The following is a 21,680-nucleotide window of genomic DNA, read 5'->3' on the forward strand; positions in this document are numbered from 1 at the left end:
AACATGGTATACATTCTCGAAAAGGCAGACAGAGACCTCTTTTACAGCAGGAACGACCCAAAAGACAGACGGCTGGGTGAACTGATCCACAGAGGCAAACTCTCGGCCGTTCGCGATTCCGATGTGGTCATCATAGGCGCCCCCGAAGACAGGGGCGTGACGGCAAACAAGGGCAGGCCCGGCGCAGCGAAAGGCCCCGACGACGTCAGGCGGCGCCTTTACAAACTGACTCCGGGATTCAACATGGACCTGGACAGGATAAGGGTCATAGATACAGGGAACATATCGACAAAGGGGCTGACCCTGGAAGAGGTGCACCTCGCCCTGCAGGAAGCTGTGGCCGATGCAGTCTCAAGGGGCGGGATCCCCCTGGTAATAGGCGGGGGACACGACCTCACGTATCCGGGTGTCGCAGGGCTGGTGCAGGGCGCCGGACTGAAAAAGGACTCCCTGGGACTGATAAACGTAGACGCGCACCTCGACGTCAGGACGGACGAGAACGGCATAAACAGCGGCACTTCCTTCTACAGGGCCCTTACACAGCTTCCGGACAAAGCCCTGTTGGGAAACGCGTTCGTTGAATTCGCCATACAGGAACCTTACAACTCACCCTACTATTACAACTGGGTAAAGAAGCAGGGAGGAAGTGTATTCACCCTTAAAGAGGTCTCGGAACGGGTGATGGAATCTTTTTTGCAGGCCCTCAGCATCGTCAGCAAGAAAGGTCGTACAGTCGCACTCTCCCTTGACATAGACGCCGTCAGAAGCACTGAGGCGCCGGGAGCATCAGCGAGCAACCCGAGCGGACTCAAGGCGCCCGAACTGGACAAGATAGCCTACCTTGCAGGCAGAAGCCAGCAGATACGGTACCTCGACATAATGGAGGTCTCCCCTCCGTTGGACCAGGACCACCGAACGGCATCCCTTGCGGCATCCTCCATCTTCTGGTTCCTCAGGGGCCTCTCCGAAAGATAATAAACTTCGCACACAATAATATTCCCCACAGATTTACCTGAACTGTTCAGAGAGGATCATTTCATGACCCTCTTTTTTTATTCCGGTTCGCGTGTGACCAGGTCACAGACCACAGGACTTCTCCGTGTTATAAAAAAGGGGAACAGCAGATATAGGATGTGATCGTATGGCGATATCAGTCAAAAAAAGGAGACAGGCAAGAGTATTGCACCAAGATTGTGTGGCCTGCGGCGCATGCGTCAACGTATGCCCGATCAGCGCAATTTCCATATATAAGGGGATATGGGCTGATGTGGACCCGAATAAGTGCATCGGATGCTCCAAATGTGAAAGGATCTGCCCTCCCTCCGCAATAACAATGGGGGTTTTGGAATGAGCGTGAGCAGGAGCTGGAAGGACAAAATGTGGATCTCCTCTCTCTTCTACTTCTCACTTGGCTTCTTCAACATAATGTTCGCATGGCTGGGCATGATCTGCTTTGTCATTCCCATACTGATGTCAATGTCCGGCAGGGAGAAGACCTTCTGCAACAGCTACTGCGGGAGGGGACAGCTCTTTACGCTTCTCGGCTCGAGGAAAAAGATCTCCCTCAACATGGACCTCCCGGCATTTTTGAAAAGCAAATGGTTTCGTTATGGATTTCTCCTGTTCTTTATGGTCATGTTCATCAACATGCTCTTTGCGACATGGACTGTATTTTCGGGAAGCGGGAGCCTGAATGAAGCGGTAAGACTCTTCTGGACCTTCGATGTGCCATGGGAGTGGGCAAACAGGGCCGGGGAAGGCATTCCGCTCTGGACAGTACAGTTTGCCTATGGTTTTTACAGCCTCATGCTCACGTCACTCATACTTGGCCTTTTGAGCATGCTTATCTTTAAACCCAGGTCCTGGTGCGTATATTGCCCTATGGGCACCGCTACCCAGATTATTTGCAAAATAAAGGAAGGAGAGAAACTGTAAAAGTCACCTGCTCATGCTCTGAAGCAGCTTTTTATCGATTATTTTTATCCCGCCTCTGGAAAGTTCGACCGCCCCCATCACGTAGAAGGACTTAAGCGTCCTTGAGACAACTTCTCTGGCGCTGCCAATATACCTGGCGATCTGTTCATGCGTCAGAGATATAACATCAGTCCCCTTTATCTCCATCTCTTCCAGCAGAAAGTTTGCCAGCCTCTTGTCGATACTCAGGAAGAAGATCCGCTGTATGGCATCCATGACATCCGAGAAACGGAGGGCAGCCACTTTGTAAGAAAAATTCTCGACCCATACGTTCCTCTCCGCAAGTTCGGAAAAGAATTGCGCGTTTATCACAAGTATCCTGCACTCTGTTTCAGCCTCGATTAATACTTCAAAACGGACTAGCTTCAGGACACATGAGGCAGAAAGGATACAGACATCGCCTGACTCCAGGCGGAAAAGCGTCAGGTCCTTGCCATCCTCGGAAAGCATATATACCCTTAGCGTCCCTGATCTTATCAGGAAGACACCTGCGCAGGAATCATCACTTCCGCCGAGGCAGGTCCCCTTTTCGTATTTTATGTCAGATACATTGCCCTTGAGAGCTTCTTTTTCAAGGTCACTAAGCTTGTCCCAGAAAGAAAAGCTCTTTTCCATAAGGGATATCAGCGGTCCATCGTGGATCAAATCATACACCTCCAATCCAAAATGTGCGGTCTGCATAAACTGCTGCATGCCGGCCTCTCCGGTCATATCCCCAGCAGCCGTCCGGCGTTTCCCCCGAGTATCATCTCTTTCTCCTCTTCCGATATATCAAGCGATCTGATCAGTGATATTTCCTGAGAAGGCATGTGCCATGGGTAGTCGCTGCCGAACAGTATTTTATCCGCCCCGTGCTTCCGTATGATCTCCTTCATCATTCCCCTGTCCAGCCAGGGTTCGGCGCAGTAAGCCGTGTCCATATAGATGTCCGCCTGTCCTGCCACCGCCTCGAGTACTTCGTCTGCCATCTTCAGTCCGCCTAAGTGGGCCGCAACGATCCTGAGTCCTGGGAAATTCCTTGCTATTTTCATCATCGATTCAGGCGAGGCATTCATTTCGTCAGGGAACGAGTAATCGAAACCTACGTGGAAGACTGCGATCAGGTTAAGCGCACGGGCAAGGTCATATATCGGAAAGTACTGTTCGTCATCGGCATATATCCGCTGGAGCGCAGGATGGAACTTGATGCCTCTGAGTCCTTCGTCGGAGATCTTCCAGACATACTCAAGTGCATATACCGAACTTGGGAGTACAGAACCGAAGGCTATGACCCTCTCCGAATCTGTCTCCTTCGCGAAGCTAAGGACATTCTCATGCTGGCTCTCCTTTGTGACGACGTTAAGGACAACAGACCTGTCGACCCCGCGCTCATCCATTGATGCAACAAGTCCGTTCAAGGTCGCAGGGGCCGCGTATCCGACATTGCCATTGGCTGACAAAACTGACATCGCGCGGTCGGCGAATCCGTCCGGAAATATGTGCGTATGGAAATCTATTATCATGGGATCACTATCCCGCCTTTCCTCATTTCTTCCAAACTATATCACAAAACAGTGATGGAAGAAAAAAGTTGAGGACTCCCGGTGTGCAGTCCGGGAGTCCTCTGGGAGGAACGGATGACCTATTGTTTCTGTTCTCTAGAATTCATACTGCCAGGAGAGGATGAACTTGCGTTCGGGGTTGATATACCCCTGATCGTCAAGCACGAACTCCCTGTCAAAGATGTTTGTGCAGGAGAGTACCACCTTATGGCCTCCCTCTTTCCATGAGACGGATGCGTTCATCAGGAAGATCCCGTCATCTTTGTAAACGCCTCCGTCAATGTTCCTGTCGCCGTAGTAGTGGGCGTTCAGTTCCGCAGCCCATGGGCCCTTCGCATAGTTGAGGCTTCCCATCAGATCCAGCCTTGGCATGTTGGATCTTGTCCATTCATCGGAGCCCTCGGTCTTCTCGTCGGCATCGGTCCAGGAGATACCCTGTGTGTAGCTCCAGTTCTCGTGGAAATTGAACTTCATCTCCGCCTCTATGCCCCAGGCCCTGTACTGGTCAAGGTTAACGTACTGCCCTACCCATGTGACCGGATCTGATTCGTATTTTATCCTGTCCTCCATATCCATGTAGAATATGCCGAAGCTCCATGGGTTAGCGGCCTTTTCATCTTTTACGCCAATATCGTAGGTCCAGCCCTTCTCGGGCTTTAGATCGGGGTTTGGTGTGCCGTAATTCCTGTCAGGCATGAATATCTGGTAAAAACTGGGCATGGCGAAGAACCTTCCCGCTGTCAGATACCATATCTTACCGGAAGGGCTCTCCCAGTTTAATGAAAGTCTCGGGATCAGTTCATTTACATCCTCGCTCTCGTCAACGTTCCAGTGTTCGTACCTGAGTCCTATATCAAGCCCCATTTCTCCAATCGGTACCGAAACCTCAAAGTATGGTGAGAATCCATCCCTTTTCAGGTCGTAAGGGGTGTCTTCCGTTATCCAGCCATAAGAATTTGAAAGTCCCTTATACTCTGACTCTTCCCTGCGCCATTCAAAGCCCCAGATCCCTGTCAGGCCAAATATATCCTGCTTTCGGTTGAACATGAGGCCCATCGAACTATCCCTGTAATCGTAACTGCTTACGTAGAGAGGGTCTGAATAAAAGGAATAATCCTTCTCATTTTCGTTATAGTATATTTTGCCGGTGTTCACTTCATCAGCATATGTAATTGCAAAACGCCGGTACTTGTTTTCCTGTGTGTTTTTGTAAACAGTGGAAAGATCATAGTTATATGTATTCTCCCAGTCTGAGTTGAAATCCCCCCATGCCCCGAAAAAAGCCCACTTCCCCTTCTCTATTCCAAATATGAAGTCATCTCCACTGTAGTCCGTGGCCCTGTCATATGTACCGTCGGGTCTTTTTCTGATATTTATTTCTGTGTTTTCACTGGTTTTGGTATATCCGACTGTAACTTTGAGATCATCGCTCAGGACTGCCGTTCCCCTGACAGAGCCCCTGAACCATCCATGGTTCCCGCCTTCGATCAGGATGCTCCCTCCGGACTTCTCCATACCTTTTTTAGTAATTATGTTTATTACACCGCCCGCAGCGTTGGATCCATAGACCGCTGAACTCGCACCCTTAACGACCTCTATCCTCTCTATGGACTCAAGCGGTACTGTCCTCAAGTCAAAAGGTGAACCCATCGACACCCCTGTGCCGTAGCTCGAAGTCCTGAAGGGTATTCCGTCAACAAGAAGCAGGACCTCTGTGGTAAGCCCCCTTACCACTACGCTCTTGTCAAGAGCTGATGCGGAGCTGTTTCTGAGGCCGTTGACCCCGGGCACTCTGTCGAGGACTTCCTGGGTGCTCCTGGCACCGCTCATCTCTATCTCCTCTTTGGTGATAACATAGGCGGGGGCAGGGACCTCAGTGATGTCCTCAGCCAGGCGCGATCCGGTGACCTCGACCCTGGCTACCTCCTGCACCTCTTCTTTCTTATCGCCGCTGACGGCCTCTGCCGATGTCTCGGCAAAAGCGGCAGAGGAAGATGCCATTATAAACACGACCATGGGTATAAGGCTGTACTTTCTGATCTTACTGAACACTTTCAACACTCCTTTTTAAAAAACTATGCCTGGTTATATGACCGGATGTTTTCTCTCTAATCTTCCCTGATGCCTCACTCCTCCAGTACTCCTCCCAAAAAAGAGGGATCCCCTTGATATCGGGGACCCCTCTGTGACAAACATTTAATGTATGGCAGGTCTTCCTGCAGACATATGGTTTGCCGCCTCTCGCCCACGCGATGATCAACAATTCGGTCTTTCAGCAGGTCTCCTGGCTCCCGTTCATCCTACTCCCGTGCCTTCCCGTCCTCAGACAGTGGCTTGTTACGGTTTCGTCCCGGTCACAGTAGCGGGGCTGCTCCGGCATCTGACCGGATTCCCTTGACTGAAATTCCATGACGCTATTCATTTGTCAGTAAGTTTTACCCCATGTCCGGGGCAATGTCAAGCAGGTCGAAGATCCCGGAAAAAAATCTTTCATAAATGCCTGTTGACATTTTTTCCAAAGGAGTGTTAAAATTCACTATGGTTAGCAATGGCTAATTATCGATAGCTAACTACTATGTTGGAGGGATCGGTATGCCAGTCAATTTCTTGTCACCCGGAATGCAAGGCTGTGTCAAAAGGATCACCGGACGAGATGATACAAGACGCTTCCTCGAGAGCCTGGGGCTTGTACCCGGAGGCTGTGTCACAATGATCTCTTCTGCAGGCGACAACGTCATACTTGGGGTCAGGGGAACAAGGATCGCGATCAGCAGGAAACTGGCTGACCGGATACACATATAGAAAACGGAGGGATCCATATGAAAGTACTCAGGGATACCGGCTGCGGCGAGAGAGTCAGAGTGAAAGGCATAAACGGCACGGGACCGCTTAAGAGAAGGATAATGGATATGGGCATAACAAAGGGGACGGAACTTATTGTCAGAAAGGTAGCTCCGCTCGGTGACCCCGTTGAGATCACAGTCAGAGGATACGAGCTCTCGCTCAGAAAGGCCGACGCGGAGATCATTGAGGTCGAATAGAAACAGTCGGTAATTTACAGTCAGTGACGGGGGCAAGGACCCCATTTTTTTAAAACATACCAGTTAGCTAATGCTAACTAACGGAGGTCGGCTTATGGGACTCAAAATAGCACTTATAGGAAACCCGAACAGCGGAAAGACTACTATGTTCAACGCTGTAACAGGAAGCACCCAATATGTAGGCAACTGGCCGGGTGTGACGGTAGAAAAAAAAGAAGGTGCGGTCAGGGGACACGAGGATGCTCTTCTGGTCGACCTCCCCGGAGTTTATTCGCTCTCTCCGTACACCCTTGAGGAGCGGATCACACGGGAATTCCTGACAAACGGAAGGCCCGACGCAGTAATAAACATCGTTGATTCTACAAATATCGAGAGAAGCCTCTACCTGACAACGGAGCTTCTGGAGATGGAGATACCCGTAATAGTCGCACTTAATATGACGGACGCAGCAGAAAAGGCCGGGATAATGATCGATGAAGTCAAACTTTCGGAACGTCTGGGATGCAGGGTAGTAAAGACATCGGCATCCGAGGGCACCGGCATCGGGGAACTCGTCAAAAGCATCCTCGAAGTGGCCACCCTGAAGGAGAGACCGGTAAAACGCCCCCTTTTCGGCAGCGATGCAGAGGATACGCTTGAACTTATAAGAGAGAGGGCGTCAAGGCATACTGAAGGGATGCCGGAAAGGTGGCTCTCGGTCAACCTCTTCAGCAGGGACCCCATACTCCGCGGCAGGCTTCCACTCTGCGAAGAGGACATTGAACGGATCGACAGGCTGATAGGTCTCTGCGAGGAAAAACTTGACGACGACTCCGAGAGCATCATAGCCAACGAACGCTACAGGTACATAGACTGCATCCTCGAAGGAACCCTTATTAAAAGGGGAACGGGGTCGCTTTCCATATCCGACAGGATAGACATGGTGCTTACCAACAGGCTTCTGGGTCTCCCCATTTTTTTCATGATAATGTGGGGCATCTATTATGTTTCGATACAGACTCTTGGGGATATGACCATCGGGTGGACAGAGGAACTTTTCGGAGGGATCTCCGAGAGTGTATCTGCCATGCTTATTTCCGGAAATGCCGCAGAGTGGCTGCATGCGCTGGTGACAGACGGCATCATCGGCGGAGTCGGAGCAGTTCTTGGATTCGTTCCGCAGCTGATGATCCTGTTCCTCTTCATATCCTTGCTGGAGGACTGCGGGTACATGGCCAGGGTAGCCTTCATTATGGACAGGATATTCCGCCAGTTCGGCCTCTCTGGAAAATCCTTTATTCCCATGCTTGTGGGGACCGGCTGTTCGGTCCCGGGCATCATGGCTTCAAGGACCATTGAGAACGAATCGGACCGGAGGCTGACTATAATGCTCACACCCTTCGTGCCATGCGGCGCAAAGCTGCCTGTTTTCGCACTCTTTGCCGCCTCCTTTTTCCCGGAAAGTTCGTGGGTGGCACCTTCGATGTACATGATAGGGATCAGCATGGTCATAGTTTCAGGGGTACTCCTGAAGAAGACGGATCTCTTCGGCGGAGAACCGGCGCCCTTCGTAATGGAACTTCCATCCTACCGGATGCCGAAGCCGAAAGGTGTGTTCATCCACATGTGGGAGCGGGCCAGGGCATTCATAGTAAAAGCAGGGACAATAATATTCTTTGCGGCGGGACTGATCTGGTTCCTCCAGGCATTCAGCTGGTCACTGCAGATGGTGGAGCCTGACGAAAGCATACTGGCATCCATAGGCAGCTTTATGTCGCCCGTATTCAGGCCTCTAGGGTTCGGCAACTGGCAGTCGTCAGTGGCTGTTGTTACGGGCTTCCTTGCAAAAGAGGCGGTAGTATCGACTTACGGCGTCCTGCTGGGGGTCGGTGAAGTTCTCGAAGACGATCCGGTGCTTGTCTCACAAATATCCCGGATATTCACCCCCGTGAGTGCCTACGCTTTCATGGTCTTCACCCTTCTTGCCCCCCCGTGCTTCGCGGCGCTCGGGGCGATAAGAAGCGAGATGCGTTCATGGAAGTGGACATTGTTTGCGATCGCCTGGCAGACAGGACTTGCCTACCTGCTCTCAATGCTGATTTACCAGGTCGGCGGCATAATATTTGAAGGAAAGGACTTGAGCGGAATGACAACAGCGATATTGGGATCTTTGGTAATAATTGCTATGGGGCTCTCGCTCTACAGGATCATCAAAAACAGCATTTCAGGAAAATGCGGCTGCGGGTCAGGGTGCGGCGGCGGATGTGCAGGCTGCGGCGCGGCAAAGGCAGGCCATTCAAAATAACTTGCCGGGTGCGGGACTGCACCTCCTTACAGTTCCGCACGCAATTAAGATACTCTCCTTCCTCCGCTTCGTGGGATTTCACCGTCCCACGAAGCTCTCTTTTACCCTAAAGAAGCAGTGGCGGGAATACCGTTTTCAGGCCCGCATCTTTTTCAAAACGCTGAGAGACCGGTCATAGTCTCCTTCGAACACTTCCAGGGTCATTACCCTATCTTCTCCCCCTGACATCATTCCGCTTACCGATCTGAAAAGCTCGGGATCCATGTATGAGAGGTCCCTGTGATCGGTACCGTCCGGCATCACTCCGTGGACATGGATTACCTTTACGGCAGCTGCTGACCTTAGCGTCGTCTCATGTACGGGACGCCCGCATTTTATCAGATGTCCGACATCAAGGCATATCGAAGTCCCCGCGGAATCTGCGAGGTGCTCGATATAGCGCGGATCGAAGCCCAGCGTTTCCATGCATATCTTTCTCCTGTCGTCTGCAGCAGAAGCGATCTTTTCTGCCGAAATCAGGCTTTTTTCGATCCAGGCGTCTATATCGGGGCTTGGCGGATCGCCCCTCTTCTCACCAACTATGTGCAGTATCCACGCAAATGGATCGAGATCCTCAAAAAGATCCAGGGTCCTGAGGCACTTCTCTTCCCTTTCTCTCAACACTTCAGTCGGGGCATATACGCATATGTCGGCAGGGAAATGCACCGTGCAGGACATTCCCAGCTCGCCGCAGAGGTCCTTCAGGGCGCGGACTTCATCCTTTGCAGGCATGTTGGAGTGTTCCGGGGTATCGAATAGGACGATTTCCATATCGCTGACTTCATTTGAGAGGTAGCGAAGATTGTCGGCAAAGGTCCCGGGGATCACCCATGATGTTCCGCCCAGGCGCAAACCGTTGCCCTCAAGAGCTCTTCTTATCATCAATATCCACCATTCTTCAGTCTAAAAATACTTTCTGAGGCTTCCCGCGGCAAAAAAGAGCGTGAATGCAGCGAAGTTCAGTACAACTATGCTCGCTCCCACAGGGATGTCGAGTGAATATGAGATGACGATACCAAGAAAGAAACATATTGTCGAGACTATCCCCGAGCAGATCACCACGCCCCTGAAGCTCGAGAAGAGCCTCATCGCGGTGAGCGACGGGAAGACGATAAGGCTGGATATGAGGAGGGACCCCATTATCCGCATGCCAACAACTATGGTGACTGCTGTGAGGATAGCTATGAGGGTATTGTAAAAACTGACGTTGACCCCTGCCGCCCTCGCGAAATCCTCGTCGAAGGTCACTGCAAATATGACATTGTAAAGAAGGACGAAGAGAAGGAGCACAGCTGCGGAGAGGGCCATTCCGAGGTAAACGTCCCGGTCGCTCATCGCGAGTATGCTGCCAAACATGTAGTTGTAGATGTCAATATTCATCCCCTGTGTAAGGGATGTCACGATTATCCCTACAGCGAGGGAGGAGCTGGATATGACAGCAATGGCGGCATCTCCCTTGATCCTGACATTGCCCCTGATCCTCAGCAGTAGAGCTGCAGCCGTCACAACGACAGGGACGGAGACAAGGAGCGGAGCCATGTTGAAAGCCACAGCGACGCAAAGGGCTCCGAAAGCCACGTGTCCAAGGCCGTCCCCGATCATCGAATAGCGCTTAAGGACAAGGCTGACTCCGAGGAGAGAAGCGCAGAGGGATACCATTATGCCCACCGCGACCGCCCTCAGTATGAAATCGTAGGAGAAGAGCTCACGCAGAATGTCCGGCATTTCCGTTCGAGAACCTCTTTCCGGTATCTGACCTAAGATATTCCCTGACAGAACCGAAGAAGCATGGACCTGTCCCAACGTGGAGTATCCTGCCTGCGTTTTCCTTCGCTGCTTCGATGTCATGAGAGACCATTATTATGGTCATTCCGTTTTCCCTGTTGAGTCTTCCGAGCAGACCGTAGAACTCGGAACTGATCAACGGATCAAGCCCCGCAGTGGGTTCATCCAGGATCAGCATCGCCTTTGCGGAGCAAAGCGCCCGCGCCAGAAGTACGCGCTGCTGCTGGCCTCCCGAGAGGTCGCGGAATGAGCGCTTCCTCAGATCGGCTATTTCAAGGAGTTCCATGTTCCTCAGCGCGAGCCTCTTGTCGTCAGGCGAATAGAATGTGACGATCCTCCGTGAAGCGAGGCAGCCGGATAGGACCACTTCATACACTGCGGCAGGGAAATCTTTTTGGACCTCCCTCTGTTGGGGAAGATAGCCTATGCCGCCACTTTTGATGCCGCCATCAAGCCTTATCGACCCCGATGAAAGGCCAACAAGTCCGAGTATCGCCTTTATCAGGGTACTCTTGCCGGAACCGTTCTCCCCGACGACGGCAAGGAACTCTCCTTTTTCGATGCGGAAGGAGAGGTCTTTGAGGACGGCAGTACCCTCATATTCGACTGATATCTTTTCCGCTTTGAGGATACTCATTTCAGCCCTTCTTTAATGTTGGAAAGGTTCTCCCTCATGATCGAAAGGTAGGTCTTTCCCTTTCTCAGATCCTCTGCCGAGAGGTTGTGGCAGGAATTCAGCGGGAGCAGGCGGGTGCCTGTCTCCTCGCTTATGGTTTTTGCAGTCTTTGGCGGCACCATCTCCCCATAATAGACGACCGGAATCTTCTCCTTCCTCACAGTCCTGATGATCTCGGCGATCCTTTTCACGCCGGGGTCGGCCTGTGTCGAGCAGAAGTCTGTGACGGAAATGGATTCTAATTCGTAGCGACGGAGAAAATAGACGAAAGCGTTCCTGCCGCCAAAGACGATCTTCTTCCTGCTTCCAGAAGAGACGGCCTCACGGAACCCCTTGTCCAGTTTTTTCAGTTCTTCTTTGAATTTCTTTGCGTTTTTCCTGAAGTATGCCGCGTCTTCGGGGCTTGCGGCGCAAAGCGCGGAGAGGATATTGTCAGCCATCACCAGGGCGTTGTTTGGGTCAGTCCATATATGAGGATCCAGGAGATGGTGGTCGTTTTCTGCCTCATGCTCTTCATCTTCGTGCCGTATAAGCTTTATGCCCTTTGAGACATCGACCGTTATGATCTTTCCTCCCTTTATGGAAGAGATGACCCTATCTGCCCAATGCTCCATTTGACGACCCGTATAAATGAACATATCCGCCTTGCTTATCCTTATTATGTCAGATGGCGATGGCTCGTAAGTGTGGCTCTCTGCACCCGGCGGAAGCAAAAGCTGCACATCCGCCCTATTTCCCGCGATCTGCCTGGTGAAATCATACTGGGGGAAGATAGTGGCGATTATCTTCAGCTTTTCTCTCTCCGCACAAAGGGCAGGATATGCTGAGCAGAGAAAAGCCAAAACCGCTGACGATAGAGCAAGGGCCGTCAGCATAAGGGATCTGCTAATTTTCATCCTTATCCTTCCCCCTGCATTCCGAACATATGCCGTAAAAGACTGTCCTGAACCTGTTCAGGTCAAATTTGTGGTGTTCGCTGAAGTGGTTTGAGATGGTGTCAAGAAATGTGCAGTCCAGGCAGAAGAGTTTCCCGCATGATTCACACTTCATGTGGTAATGCGCAGGCACCTCGCCGGGTTCTCCCGCGTATTCCCAGCACGCGCCCGCCCCTTCAACGGGAGCATACCTGATCAGCAGTCCCTCCTTCTCGAGCCTCTCAAAATGCCTGTAAACAGTGGCCTTTCCGACCGGGCTGCCTGCGCGGATAAGTTCCAGGTGCACCTCCTCAGCAGTAATATGCCTGCCTCTGTTTCTCTCTATCACCGCAAGGATAAGTTTCCGCTGGTTTGTGTTGTAACGCACGGCAGACATAAGCATTACCCCATTCTAAAACTGAGAATCAGTTTCATATTGGGATGATTATAGCACTACATTGTAGAGAGCGGGCGAATTTGTGGCGCATACGCCACGGGGAATTTGCGACAAAAAACGTCGCGGATAATTTGCTTGACTACGTCAAGCGGAGAATTCAATCTGAAGCAAATATTCTTAAAGATCGTCTCTCCCGGGCGGCCCTAAACGGGAGTCCAGTGGCTTGAGGCTTAGGTCCTAAAAAGCTGGCAATAGTCGAAATCCAAGGACACTGGATTCCCGATGAAAACATTCGGGAACGACGATAAAGGGCTAAAGTTTCAAATTCTGGCAACTGCTTGCCAACGGCTTGCCCATTGCCAGTCTTTCGTTTGCCGGCAGGACTGCGTCCTGCTTTTGCCATCTATTTAAGCCTAAACACCACAGGCACTCTCACCCTTACTGTTCCGCTGTTCTTGAAGAGCCACTGCTTTACTGCGCGGAGGGCGCTTTCGTCAAGCCTTAGGTATCCGCTTGAACTCTCGACCTCTGTGCTCACTACTCTGCCTTCAGTCACAGTTACTATTATTTTTACAGTTCCTTCTTCTTTGCGCTTTCTCGAGAAGGATGAGTAATCCGGCAGGACTTTTTTGACGACCTCAAGGGAATCTATTTCTACTACCCTTTCCGGCTGTACCTGTGGAGGTGTCGTTTGGGGGGGATCTGTGTGGGCTGCATTAATACCTGCGTTTACTTGGGTTCCCGCAACACTGTCTGATGTATCTGCCCTTGCCTGAACTTCCTGTACAGGGGATTTTTCAGACGGAGTTTTTGCTGACTTTGCAGGCTCCGCCTTTTTTTGAGGTTCTTTTTTGGGGACAGCCTCTTTTTTCATAACAGCCTTTTTCTCGGACGGAGCCTCTTTCTTGACCGGGGCCGGAGTTGGAGTGCTCTTTTTTTCGGCCATTGCAAGGCGGACTCTCATTATAGGCCGGATCTCAGTTTTCGGGGCAAAATCGGGTATAAACAGCATAAACGCTGCATGTGCCGCTAAGCTCAACGCCAGCGCTATCCCCCAGAAAGACTTTCCTCCGGCTTCTCTCATCCTCAGTTTCCCGACTCCGTCAGCAGGCCTGCAGATGTTATGCCCTCTTTCCTGAGTATCGAGAGCACTTCCGCGATCCTGCCGTAGGGGGCGTTTTTATCCCCCGCTATCAGTATCTCCCTATTGCGGGCACCTCTGGCAAGTTCGGGAAGTTCCCCCTCTGAGATCCGGACTCCCTCCCAGAAGATCGTCCCGTCCCTTTCCACGGTCAGGGTCAGGGTGCTTTTGACATCAGGTGTTTCTCCCTTCCCCGAGGGCAGATCTATATCCAGTTTGCCCTGAATGAATGTCGCAGTCAGGACGAAAAAGATTATCAGCATAAACAGTACGTCTATAAGAGGCGTAATATCTATGTCGGCAAAGCGCCTCGATTTACGCCTTCGCACTTTCCCCACCGTGACTTGTGAAGTGTTCCCTGATCAGATAGTCGGCTCCCCTGTTGAGGGTCTCTTCTTCGCTGTCTATGCGGGAGAGGAGGAGTCCGTGAGCGAATATTACCGGTATCGCCACCGTCAGGCCGGCGACTGTGGTAAAGAGCGCCTTCCATATCCCTCCGGTTACCGTGGCAGCGTTTATCTGACCTCCGAGGTGAAGTGACTGGAACATCTCCACCATCCCGAGCACTGTTCCGAGAAGCCCCAGGAGCGGAGCTGTCTTTCCTATTATCTCCAGGATAAATAGGTGCTTCTCCCACCTGTAGACCTCACGGCGGACCTGCTGTTCGACCAGTAGTTTCATGTCCTCCCTTCCGACTCCCCAGTGGGCGAAGGCCGCAAAAAACAGCCTGTGAAGGGAGCTCTGCGAGGACCTGACCACCTTTCTGGCAGCGTCAATGTCATTTTCCGAAACTGCCCTGCCGAACTCTTCTTCCAGCGCCTCGGGGTTGGTGGATGCGCTTCTGAAAAATAAGAGCCTCTCGACCACTACTGCAAACGCAATTACAGATAGGCCGGCTATCAGCCACATCAATATTCCGCCTGCTCTCATGTATTCAAGCAACTGCTGTCTCTCCTCTCTTTTTACCGCAACTTACCGCCTTCCCCTGACCAGCAGCCAGAGGAAGAATATCGATCCTATGAACGAAGTGAGGACTCCCACGGGAACTTCGGCAGGTGACCACAGGATGCGCGCCGCCGTGTCGCAGAGCACCAGAAAGGCTCCGCCGAAGAAGAGCGATGCCAGAGCAAGCTTCCTGTGGTCCGTCCCAACGAACTTCCTGCAAATGTGCGGCCCCAGCAGCCCGACAAATCCGATCGGTCCGCAGGTCGCGACGTTTATTCCTATCACGATAGAAACCGAGAAGAAAAGGAGCCTCCTTAACCTGACGACCGAGACGCCCCTGCTTGCCGCAATGTCCTCTCCGCAGACGAAGAGATTGAGCTCAGGTGCCGTTACAAATGCGACTGCAAAAATTACGGCAAGGGCAGGCAGAGTTGCCAGCACGGGGCCGAACCCGACTGCCTGGATGCCTCCCATAGACCATCTCATCATCCTGAATGTGTCAATGTAGCCCCCCGTGAACTGTATTATCATGTTCAGGCTCCCGAAAAGGAAGCTCATTGCAACTCCTGCAAGGAGCAGTGTAGCCTCCGACATACCGCCCCGCCTGAGGTTGCCTGCCGCGTATATTGCAAAGGTCGCAGCAAGGGCGCCGGCGAATGCCGCCAGAGAGAGCCCCGATACCGCTCCGAAGAGGGAGAAGACTATGCCCGTACGGATGTAGACTACCGCTCCGAAGGCGGCCCCCGTCGAGACGCCCAGCATATCAGGCGAGGCAAGAGGATTCCTGAAGAGGGCCTGGAAGATCAGTCCGCAGAGCGCCAGGGTGGAGCCCGTTATCCATCCGAGAAGGACGCGCGGCACCCTCAGGTCCCACATTATCCGGATGATGTTTTCATCCGCGCCTCCCAAGAGGTCCGATATGCCGATATTCTGCATACCTATAAAGGGCGCGACGGCAACGACCGCAAGAGAAAATATGAAGAGGAAGGGCAGGGCAAGGCGCCTCATCTTACAAGACCCCCGGGAGCAACATAGGGCATGATCTGTCCCTCCGAAGTGAAGCTCTTGAAGCCGGTGTCGAATATTTCCGGGAGGAGCCCCTCTTCAAGAAGTTCAGAGCTTTCTCCCTTCCACACCATCCTGCCTTTTTTGATCGCCAGCACCTCATCCGCACCGTGAAGGGCAAGGTTGATGTCATGCGTCACGAGAAGCACAGTCATTCCCTGTTCCCTGTTGACCCGCTCTATGAGTTCCAGCGTCTCTACCTGATGCCTGTAATCGAGGAAGCTGGTCGGTTCATCGAGGAAGAGGATGTCTGTGCTCTGGGCCAGTGCTGCCGCTATAAGGGCCTTCTGCCGCTCGCCTCCGCTCAGGCTGTTCAGCTGCCTGTCTGCGATGTCGGCAACATCGGCCGTTTCCAGCGATCTGTCGATGATCGACCTGTCCTCCACGGTCTCGCCTCCGATGGCCTTCTGCCAGGGATAACGGGACATAAGGGCAAACTCCCTTACAGTGAAGGGGAGCGAGTCGGAACCGGTCTGATGGACCCATGCTATCCTTCTTGCAAGCGCTCGTTCGGACATTGAAGAGAGGGAAACACCTTCAAGTGAGACCCGGCCCGTAAAGTTCTTGTGGAGCCTGCCGATGCATTTGAGCAGTGAGCTCTTGCCCGCCCCATTTGGGCCTATGATGCCAAGATATCTCCCCTTTTCAAGCGAGAAGGAGATGTCCTCAAGTATCCGAACACCCCCAAGATCAAGCGAAAGCCCCTCTATGTCAAGAAACTTCTGAGTGCTCACCACTTGACCTCCGGGTGTATCGCCTTCGCGAATGCTTTGAGGATCTTTCCCGATCTTGCGCCCGGCCTGAGATAGACGGTGCCCTGCATAATATATATACGGCCCTTTTTGACGGCTTCGACCTTGGCGCTTCTCTCCCACTGGCTCCTGAGGTATTTATCGTTGAATATGGTATTTACATCGATATTATCCTTCGAATGGTAAAACGTCTTGTCTCCGACAAGATCGATTATCACGCTGGGATTGATCTTCATTAGTCCTTCAAGGGAGACCTGGGGATATGCCGTTTTTTTCTCGCTGACGGCATTCTCTCCTCCCGCAAGCGAGATCATCTCCCCGTAGAAATTGTTGTTGCTGGCGACATAAAAGCTGTTTATCTGGTATTCGGAGAGCTCTCTCGAAACACAGAGGATGACCTTGGGCCGCTTGAGCCCCTTTACTTTCGAGGTGACCAAATCAACGTCGGCACGTATATTTGAAACGAGCTTCGCCGCCTTGCTCTGAGCTGAACATACCTTCCCAAGCCTGATGATGGAGTCGCAGATCTCGTCGATCGAGTTCTGCTTCATTACGAGATAGGGGATCCTGAGCTTGTCCAGCTGAGGGGTGAACTGCATGTGCATGTCCTGGAGCAGGAGCAGGTCGGTCTTCATGGACATGACAGCCTCAAAGTTGACCGCTGCGAAATCGCCCATCTTCGGCTTTTTAGCAGCTTCGGCGGGATAATCACAGAAATCCGTCACTCCTATGATGTTGTCTCCCTGGCCAAGCTCAAAGAGGATCTCGGTTCCGACAGGAGTCAAGGAGATTATCCTCTTAGGGGATGCTTCCGCATACCCGAAGGACAAGAGCATCATAAGCATCATAAATGGCAAAAGCAGTCTTGACTTCTTCAATCGAATACCTCTTTCCTCATTATTGCAAAAAAACAGGGAGCCTCAGGGCTCCCTCAATAAGATCAAATGGGGATGAACAACGCCCGCGCATAACATCCATCATCTTTTTTCAGGTCGCCTGACTTCCCGATCGGGTAACAGTGGCGGGGCCGCTCCGGACTTGCACCGGATTCCCCCTCAAAAGACGCTGCTATTTTGTTTTTTTCTTGTGTACCGGAAGGAGCGGGTTTGTATCATTGCCCTCCCTTTCGGCATCTCGTGCGCATATTCTATCATAAGAGGCGTTTATTGTTGCAAAACAGACGGTGCGGATATATTTTTTACACCGACGGATAAAATGAAACGCACCTAAGATCCAGTACTGCAACGGGTAAAGGAGCCTTTTTGCAGTGACAAGTGACAAGTAACAAGTGACAAGTGCTGTCTGTCAATAACTTGTGAAAATTTCACCCCCCTCTTTTTTTAAGCAGCCTTTGCGTTTTTAAAGAAATACTCCTGCATGAGTTTTTTCGTCACATTTGCCAATGTCCCCTCAGGCTCCAAAGAAGACTTCAGTGGCAATACCAACCGGACGGGAAATAATTTCCCCTTGTATTCGGCCCTCATGCCACTTTCTTTGCTGAGCAATATTGTGACTTTTGCCCTTGGTGGCACGTTATTGTCTGCTATTACAAAACGGCAGTTGTGTATTGATATTACTCCTGAATTATCGGTAACTCTTGGTATCCTGACGCAGAGAAGTGTGTCCAGATTGAATTTTGCAGGTAATGGCAGAAAAGCGTTTTTATCAGAAGAAGGCTTGATGGCAAAACGGTCGTTGTATTTTTTTATATATCCCGGGAGAAATTTATTGGCCTCTTCAATATTCCGGATATCCCGTATCCTGAATTCACTGACCAATCTGCTTTGGAGTGTTCCCCAAAGACGCTCTATCCGTCCTTTGGCCTGAGGTGTATTTGCCGGGAACATCTCTACGCCAAGCTCACGCATTATGCGGCCGAACTGTGTGACAGCCTTTTCCATTCCTGCCAATTCATCTTCGATCGATAGAGAGTACTCTTTTTTTTGTGTAGGAAAGAATACGCTGTACTTATCGGGGTAAAGGGACAATGGGACTCCATGTTTTTTGATCGTCTGACGTGTAACTTCCAGATATCCAAAGAGACACTCGGCTTCACACATATACAGCCCTGTAATAGTCCCTGTGGCATCATCTATGAACCCATGCAGAGACTGTTTTTTGCCGCTGCAAAACCAGTCATGCGGTGTTCCGTCTGCCTGGAGCATCATTCCTTCAGCCGGCTTCCTCGCTCGGAGCAAGTGCTTCTTATGTTTTCTGTGTTTCTTGGGGCTTTTTATCCCGGCTTTTGTAAGCAGTGAGTGTAAAGCTGAGTAGGAAATAACAATGCCTTCGTTTTCCTCCAGCAGTTCTTGGAAATGGGCGAAATTACATAGTTCGTAGGCATAAGAAGTTTTTAAAGAGATGATCCTGTCTTTGATTACGGCACTTAAACTATGAATTGGCCTGTGTTGTTTATTGCCGTGTATAACAGCCTCGACTCCTGCTTTCCTGACCTCCTTCTTAAGTTGTTTGATGCGTCGCTCTGAAAGATTAAGTAACTTTGCCGCATCTTTAACAGTATTTTTCCCCTCAATAGCGCAATTGATAACGTGGTGCCTGCGGATCTCCTTATCTGTCATTGTGTACATCATCACTCCAAGTTACCACAATCTTGTCCTCCCAAGTCAGGGGGGGTGAAATTTTCATGTGATAAATTACAGGGTGAAATTATCATAAGTTAAATACAGTTAAATACAGCTGTCTTGACAAACCGTGTATATAAGGTAGAATGTCTTTCCGTGAATACCGCATCGTTAAGCGGTTCGCTGTTAGTGGTAGGATGGCCGAGTGGTCAAAGGCAACAGACTGTAAATCTGTCGGCGAGAGCCTACGCTGGTTCAAATCCAGCTCCTACCACCATTCTTTTGCCCAAAATGCCCTTACCGCATTATTGGTTGCCGCCTTAGCTCAGCAGGTAGAGCACATCCATGGTAAGGATGGGGTCCCCGGTCCGAGTCCGGGAGGCGGCTCCACTGATAGCAACGGTTCCCGAGGTTTAAGACCTCGGGAATTTTTATGCCGACAAGGGGAAAGGCGTACGGGGATGACGGAAATGAGAAAGGCGTACGGGGATGATGACGCAGATATCTGCCGAAAAAACATCCAATCCGGCGGGAGTCAGCAGGGAATCGATTGGAAATCAGTTGGTCCTTGGTTCTTCATAACCGCTTTCCGACTGCTTCGCGGCGATGAAATCGCCACTTCGCGCGGCATCACCATGCCGCACTTCCCCGTACTTCACCAGCCTATCACGACTGCACACGCTTGCCTACCTCCAATGTTTGCCAACCGCCCGCCAACTGCCTATGGCTTGCCCGCCCTTACCATCGCTCCGCCAATGGAACACACATCCTGATCTTTGTGGTAATATACCCATGTAAATGTCATTACATTGCAAATTGACCGGAAATTATCGGCTGGTGCAAAGTAGGGATTAGTTTCAAGCTTGTCGTTAACTTCATGCGATGTCCGGTTGGTCGGATAAATAATAATTGTTATAAATACGTATTGACACGCCTGTATGTACCATTTATCATGGGCGGGTTGTGTTTTGATGTTTCATGGCTTGTTTTAGGCGCTTAACAATCAAAACCAACTCTGATTTTGAGGTCTAGAATGCAATGTAAATGTTGTTCTTTGTCAATATAATTCAATTAAAAATTATAGATAATTTCAAAACAAATTTTAAGTTAATGGACCTGTCCATGCAGAAAGGTTTAGGAGGTATATCAAAGTGCGTATATTATTGAAAAAGAATCTTAAACTTCCTTTATGTCAATATCTTTTTTTGTCTCTTCTTTTGCTGGTTATGGGATGCGTACAGGCAGGGGCGAGTGAGGTCTCAGCGGCCGATTCGCTGCTTAGAGCCCTCTCTACAAACCCGGAGATACGGGCAAAGTGGCACTCTCTAAGGGCTTCAGAAAGAGAATTCGACTCGGCGAGGGGAGGATTCAGGCCAAGGTTGGACCTGACGGCGGGCATCGGCCGTGAAAATCTTGACGGCAGGGGCTATGAGGGGCGCGATTTCCAGAACTATACTAGCGACGGCGTGACCTTAAGCCTTACCCAGATGATCTTTGACGGGAACTATACCTCAAGTAAAGTAAAAAAATTCAGCCACGCTCAAAAAATGCGTTACTTCGACCTTATTTCATCAATGGAACAGATCGCTCTCTCAGCGCTGAGGAGCCACGAGGACATGATAAGGTACAGGATCCTTGTGGATATGGCCAGCGAAAATTTAGCAAGGCACGAAGAGATCAAGAACAAAGTTCAGGAGAGGACAACGGCAGGGGTCGACAGCCAGGTCAACCTTGAAACGGCCCGAGGACGCCTTGCCCTTGCGCGCGTAAATCTAATGACCGAAGAGTCCAACCTGCACGACACTACGACCCAGTACGTAAGGATCGTGGGCGAGACACCGGAGGAAGAATTGGTTAAGAGCTCCATCGATTTCGAGCTGCCGCAGGAGATCGACCCTTCAATGGAGAAGATACTGGCCGACAACCCTCAGATCTCTTCACACAAAGAACAGGTCAGATCCATGTCCTATGCCGTCTACGAACAGAAATCCAAGATGTGCCCGAGCCTCCTCTTCAGGGCAAGCAGCAATTTCGAAAATGACGTCGACGGCGTGGAGGGGCGCAGAGACAAAGGAGTCGTTGAGCTGATATTCAGATACAACCTTTATAACGGCGGCTCTGACAAGGCCGATATCGAAAGGCACGAAGAATTGCTCAAAGAATCTGAGGAAAACAAAAACAGAGCCGAACGTGATGTAATACAGATCGCGCTCGTCTCTTTCAACGACATTCGGACCCTGAGCGAACAGCTTAACAGCCTTGACCAGCACAGAAAGTATGCAGATTACACAAGAGCTGCATACGGCAAACAGTTTGAGGCCGGAAGAAGAAGTCTTCTGGACCTGCTGGACGCTGAGAATGAATATTTTCAGGCGAACAGGGCCTATGCAAACGCGGAGTCCAATCTGACCATAGCCAAGGCCAGATACCTTGCAGCCTCAGGACAGCTTCTGAAATACTTTGATATCTTCGGAGAGAGTCTGCCGTCACCTCAGGAAATCAGCCTGGAGATCACCAAAGACAAGGTTATCTGACACGGTGACT

At 51.0% G+C, this 21,680-nt stretch carries 23 protein-coding genes, 2 tRNA genes and 2 riboswitches; of the genes, 9 read left to right on the forward strand and 16 right to left on the reverse strand.

Features of this window, described 5'->3' with window-relative positions; genetic code table 11:
- Positions 1-3: 3 nt before the first annotated feature.
- From OLM33_05430 to OLM33_05440, 3 genes are all read left to right on the forward strand, one after another.
- The gene (locus tag OLM33_05430; GenBank protein ID MCW1713113.1) at positions 4-975 is read left to right on the forward strand and encodes a formimidoylglutamase; all 972 of its coding nucleotides are present in this window, start codon (positions 4-6) and stop codon (positions 973-975) included.
- A gap of 166 nt (positions 976-1,141) precedes the next feature.
- Positions 1,142-1,351, forward strand: a complete 210-nt coding sequence (locus OLM33_05435; GenBank protein ID MCW1713114.1) for a 4Fe-4S binding protein — start codon at positions 1,142-1,144, stop codon at positions 1,349-1,351.
- Entirely contained in the window at positions 1,348-1,935 is a 588-nt protein-coding gene (locus tag OLM33_05440; GenBank protein MCW1713115.1) for a 4Fe-4S binding protein, read from the forward strand. Before OLM33_05435 ends, OLM33_05440 begins: the two co-directional genes overlap by 4 nt.
- Before the next feature lie 3 nt (positions 1,936-1,938).
- On the opposite strand, the gene OLM33_05445 is transcribed toward OLM33_05440, so the two are convergent.
- From OLM33_05445 to OLM33_05455, 3 genes are all read right to left on the reverse strand, one after another.
- Complete coding sequence (locus tag OLM33_05445; protein ID MCW1713116.1) at positions 1,939-2,619, reverse strand: Crp/Fnr family transcriptional regulator; 681 nt, start codon at positions 2,617-2,619, stop codon at positions 1,939-1,941.
- 62 nt (positions 2,620-2,681) lie between these two features.
- Positions 2,682-3,476 (reverse strand): amidohydrolase family protein, encoded by a 795-nt coding sequence (locus OLM33_05450; protein MCW1713117.1) that lies wholly within the window; start codon positions 3,474-3,476, stop codon positions 2,682-2,684.
- A gap of 135 nt (positions 3,477-3,611) precedes the next feature.
- Positions 3,612-5,567 (reverse strand): TonB-dependent receptor, encoded by a 1,956-nt coding sequence (locus OLM33_05455; protein MCW1713118.1) that lies wholly within the window; start codon positions 5,565-5,567, stop codon positions 3,612-3,614.
- A 204-nt stretch (positions 5,568-5,771) separates the two neighbouring features.
- Positions 5,772-5,933, reverse strand: a riboswitch (cobalamin riboswitch).
- A gap of 174 nt (positions 5,934-6,107) precedes the next feature.
- On the opposite strand from OLM33_05455, the gene OLM33_05460 reads away from it, so the two are divergent.
- The 3 genes from OLM33_05460 (at position 6,108) to feoB (ending at position 8,840) form a co-directional block, all read left to right on the forward strand.
- The gene (locus tag OLM33_05460; protein MCW1713119.1) at positions 6,108-6,317 is read left to right on the forward strand and encodes a ferrous iron transport protein A; all 210 of its coding nucleotides are present in this window, start codon (positions 6,108-6,110) and stop codon (positions 6,315-6,317) included.
- A gap of 17 nt (positions 6,318-6,334) precedes the next feature.
- Positions 6,335-6,556: a ferrous iron transport protein A gene (locus OLM33_05465; protein MCW1713120.1), complete on the forward strand. Its 222-nt coding sequence runs from the start codon at positions 6,335-6,337 to the stop codon at positions 6,554-6,556.
- A 94-nt stretch (positions 6,557-6,650) separates the two neighbouring features.
- The gene (gene feoB, locus OLM33_05470) at positions 6,651-8,840 is read left to right on the forward strand and encodes a ferrous iron transport protein B (protein ID MCW1713121.1); all 2,190 of its coding nucleotides are present in this window, start codon (positions 6,651-6,653) and stop codon (positions 8,838-8,840) included.
- A gap of 135 nt (positions 8,841-8,975) precedes the next feature.
- Here the strand turns inward: feoB and OLM33_05475 are convergent, their stop codons facing one another.
- From OLM33_05475 to OLM33_05530, 12 genes are all read right to left on the reverse strand, one after another.
- Complete coding sequence (locus tag OLM33_05475; protein MCW1713122.1) at positions 8,976-9,761, reverse strand: sugar phosphate isomerase/epimerase; 786 nt, start codon at positions 9,759-9,761, stop codon at positions 8,976-8,978.
- Positions 9,762-9,782: 21 nt separating this feature from the next.
- Positions 9,783-10,604: a metal ABC transporter permease gene (locus tag OLM33_05480; GenBank protein ID MCW1713123.1), complete on the reverse strand. Its 822-nt coding sequence runs from the start codon at positions 10,602-10,604 to the stop codon at positions 9,783-9,785.
- Positions 10,585-11,301: a metal ABC transporter ATP-binding protein gene (locus tag OLM33_05485; protein ID MCW1713124.1), complete on the reverse strand. Its 717-nt coding sequence runs from the start codon at positions 11,299-11,301 to the stop codon at positions 10,585-10,587. The genes OLM33_05480 and OLM33_05485 overlap by 20 nt, the downstream gene beginning before the upstream one ends.
- Positions 11,298-12,236 carry a zinc ABC transporter substrate-binding protein gene (locus OLM33_05490; GenBank protein MCW1713125.1) on the reverse strand — a complete coding sequence of 313 codons (939 nt, stop codon included), beginning with the start codon at positions 12,234-12,236 and terminating at the stop codon, positions 11,298-11,300. Before OLM33_05490 ends, OLM33_05485 begins: the two co-directional genes overlap by 4 nt.
- Entirely contained in the window at positions 12,226-12,651 is a 426-nt protein-coding gene (locus tag OLM33_05495) for a transcriptional repressor (GenBank protein ID MCW1713126.1), read from the reverse strand. The genes OLM33_05490 and OLM33_05495 overlap by 11 nt, the downstream gene beginning before the upstream one ends.
- A 403-nt stretch (positions 12,652-13,054) precedes the next feature.
- Positions 13,055-13,735 (reverse strand): TonB family protein, encoded by a 681-nt coding sequence (locus OLM33_05500; protein ID MCW1713127.1) that lies wholly within the window; start codon positions 13,733-13,735, stop codon positions 13,055-13,057.
- 2 nt (positions 13,736-13,737) lie between these two features.
- Positions 13,738-14,121: a biopolymer transporter ExbD gene (locus OLM33_05505; GenBank protein MCW1713128.1), complete on the reverse strand. Its 384-nt coding sequence runs from the start codon at positions 14,119-14,121 to the stop codon at positions 13,738-13,740.
- Positions 14,108-14,734 (reverse strand): MotA/TolQ/ExbB proton channel family protein, encoded by a 627-nt coding sequence (locus OLM33_05510; GenBank protein MCW1713129.1) that lies wholly within the window; start codon positions 14,732-14,734, stop codon positions 14,108-14,110. Before OLM33_05510 ends, OLM33_05505 begins: the two co-directional genes overlap by 14 nt.
- A 30-nt stretch (positions 14,735-14,764) precedes the next feature.
- The gene (locus tag OLM33_05515; GenBank protein MCW1713130.1) at positions 14,765-15,745 is read right to left on the reverse strand and encodes an iron ABC transporter permease; all 981 of its coding nucleotides are present in this window, start codon (positions 15,743-15,745) and stop codon (positions 14,765-14,767) included.
- On the reverse strand, positions 15,742-16,536 hold the full coding sequence (locus tag OLM33_05520) for an ABC transporter ATP-binding protein (GenBank protein ID MCW1713131.1): 795 nt from the start codon (positions 16,534-16,536) through the stop codon (positions 15,742-15,744). Before OLM33_05520 ends, OLM33_05515 begins: the two co-directional genes overlap by 4 nt.
- Positions 16,533-17,432: a helical backbone metal receptor gene (locus tag OLM33_05525; protein ID MCW1713132.1), complete on the reverse strand. Its 900-nt coding sequence runs from the start codon at positions 17,430-17,432 to the stop codon at positions 16,533-16,535. The genes OLM33_05520 and OLM33_05525 overlap by 4 nt, the downstream gene beginning before the upstream one ends.
- 90 nt (positions 17,433-17,522) lie before the next feature.
- A riboswitch (cobalamin riboswitch) is annotated at positions 17,523-17,632 on the reverse strand.
- 262 nt (positions 17,633-17,894) lie between these two features.
- Positions 17,895-19,145 carry an ISNCY family transposase gene (locus OLM33_05530; GenBank protein MCW1713133.1) on the reverse strand — a complete coding sequence of 417 codons (1,251 nt, stop codon included), beginning with the start codon at positions 19,143-19,145 and terminating at the stop codon, positions 17,895-17,897.
- A gap of 182 nt (positions 19,146-19,327) precedes the next feature.
- On the opposite strand from OLM33_05530, the gene OLM33_05535 reads away from it, so the two are divergent.
- Positions 19,328-19,413 (forward strand) — tRNA-Tyr (locus tag OLM33_05535).
- A 37-nt stretch (positions 19,414-19,450) separates the two neighbouring features.
- Positions 19,451-19,526: transfer RNA gene (locus tag OLM33_05540), tRNA-Thr, on the forward strand.
- Between the two features lie 167 nt (positions 19,527-19,693).
- Here the strand turns inward: OLM33_05540 and OLM33_05545 are convergent.
- Positions 19,694-19,816: a hypothetical protein gene (locus tag OLM33_05545; protein ID MCW1713134.1), complete on the reverse strand. Its 123-nt coding sequence runs from the start codon at positions 19,814-19,816 to the stop codon at positions 19,694-19,696.
- 525 nt (positions 19,817-20,341) lie between these two features.
- Here OLM33_05545 and OLM33_05550 point away from each other — a divergent pair.
- On the forward strand, positions 20,342-21,670 hold the full coding sequence (locus OLM33_05550) for a TolC family outer membrane protein (protein ID MCW1713135.1): 1,329 nt from the start codon (positions 20,342-20,344) through the stop codon (positions 21,668-21,670).
- The last annotated feature ends 10 nt before the right edge of the window (positions 21,671-21,680 follow it).

This window comes from Synergistaceae bacterium DZ-S4 (assembly GCA_025943965.1).
Lineage (GTDB): Bacteria > Synergistota > Synergistia > Synergistales > Synergistaceae > Caenicola > Caenicola nitritireducens.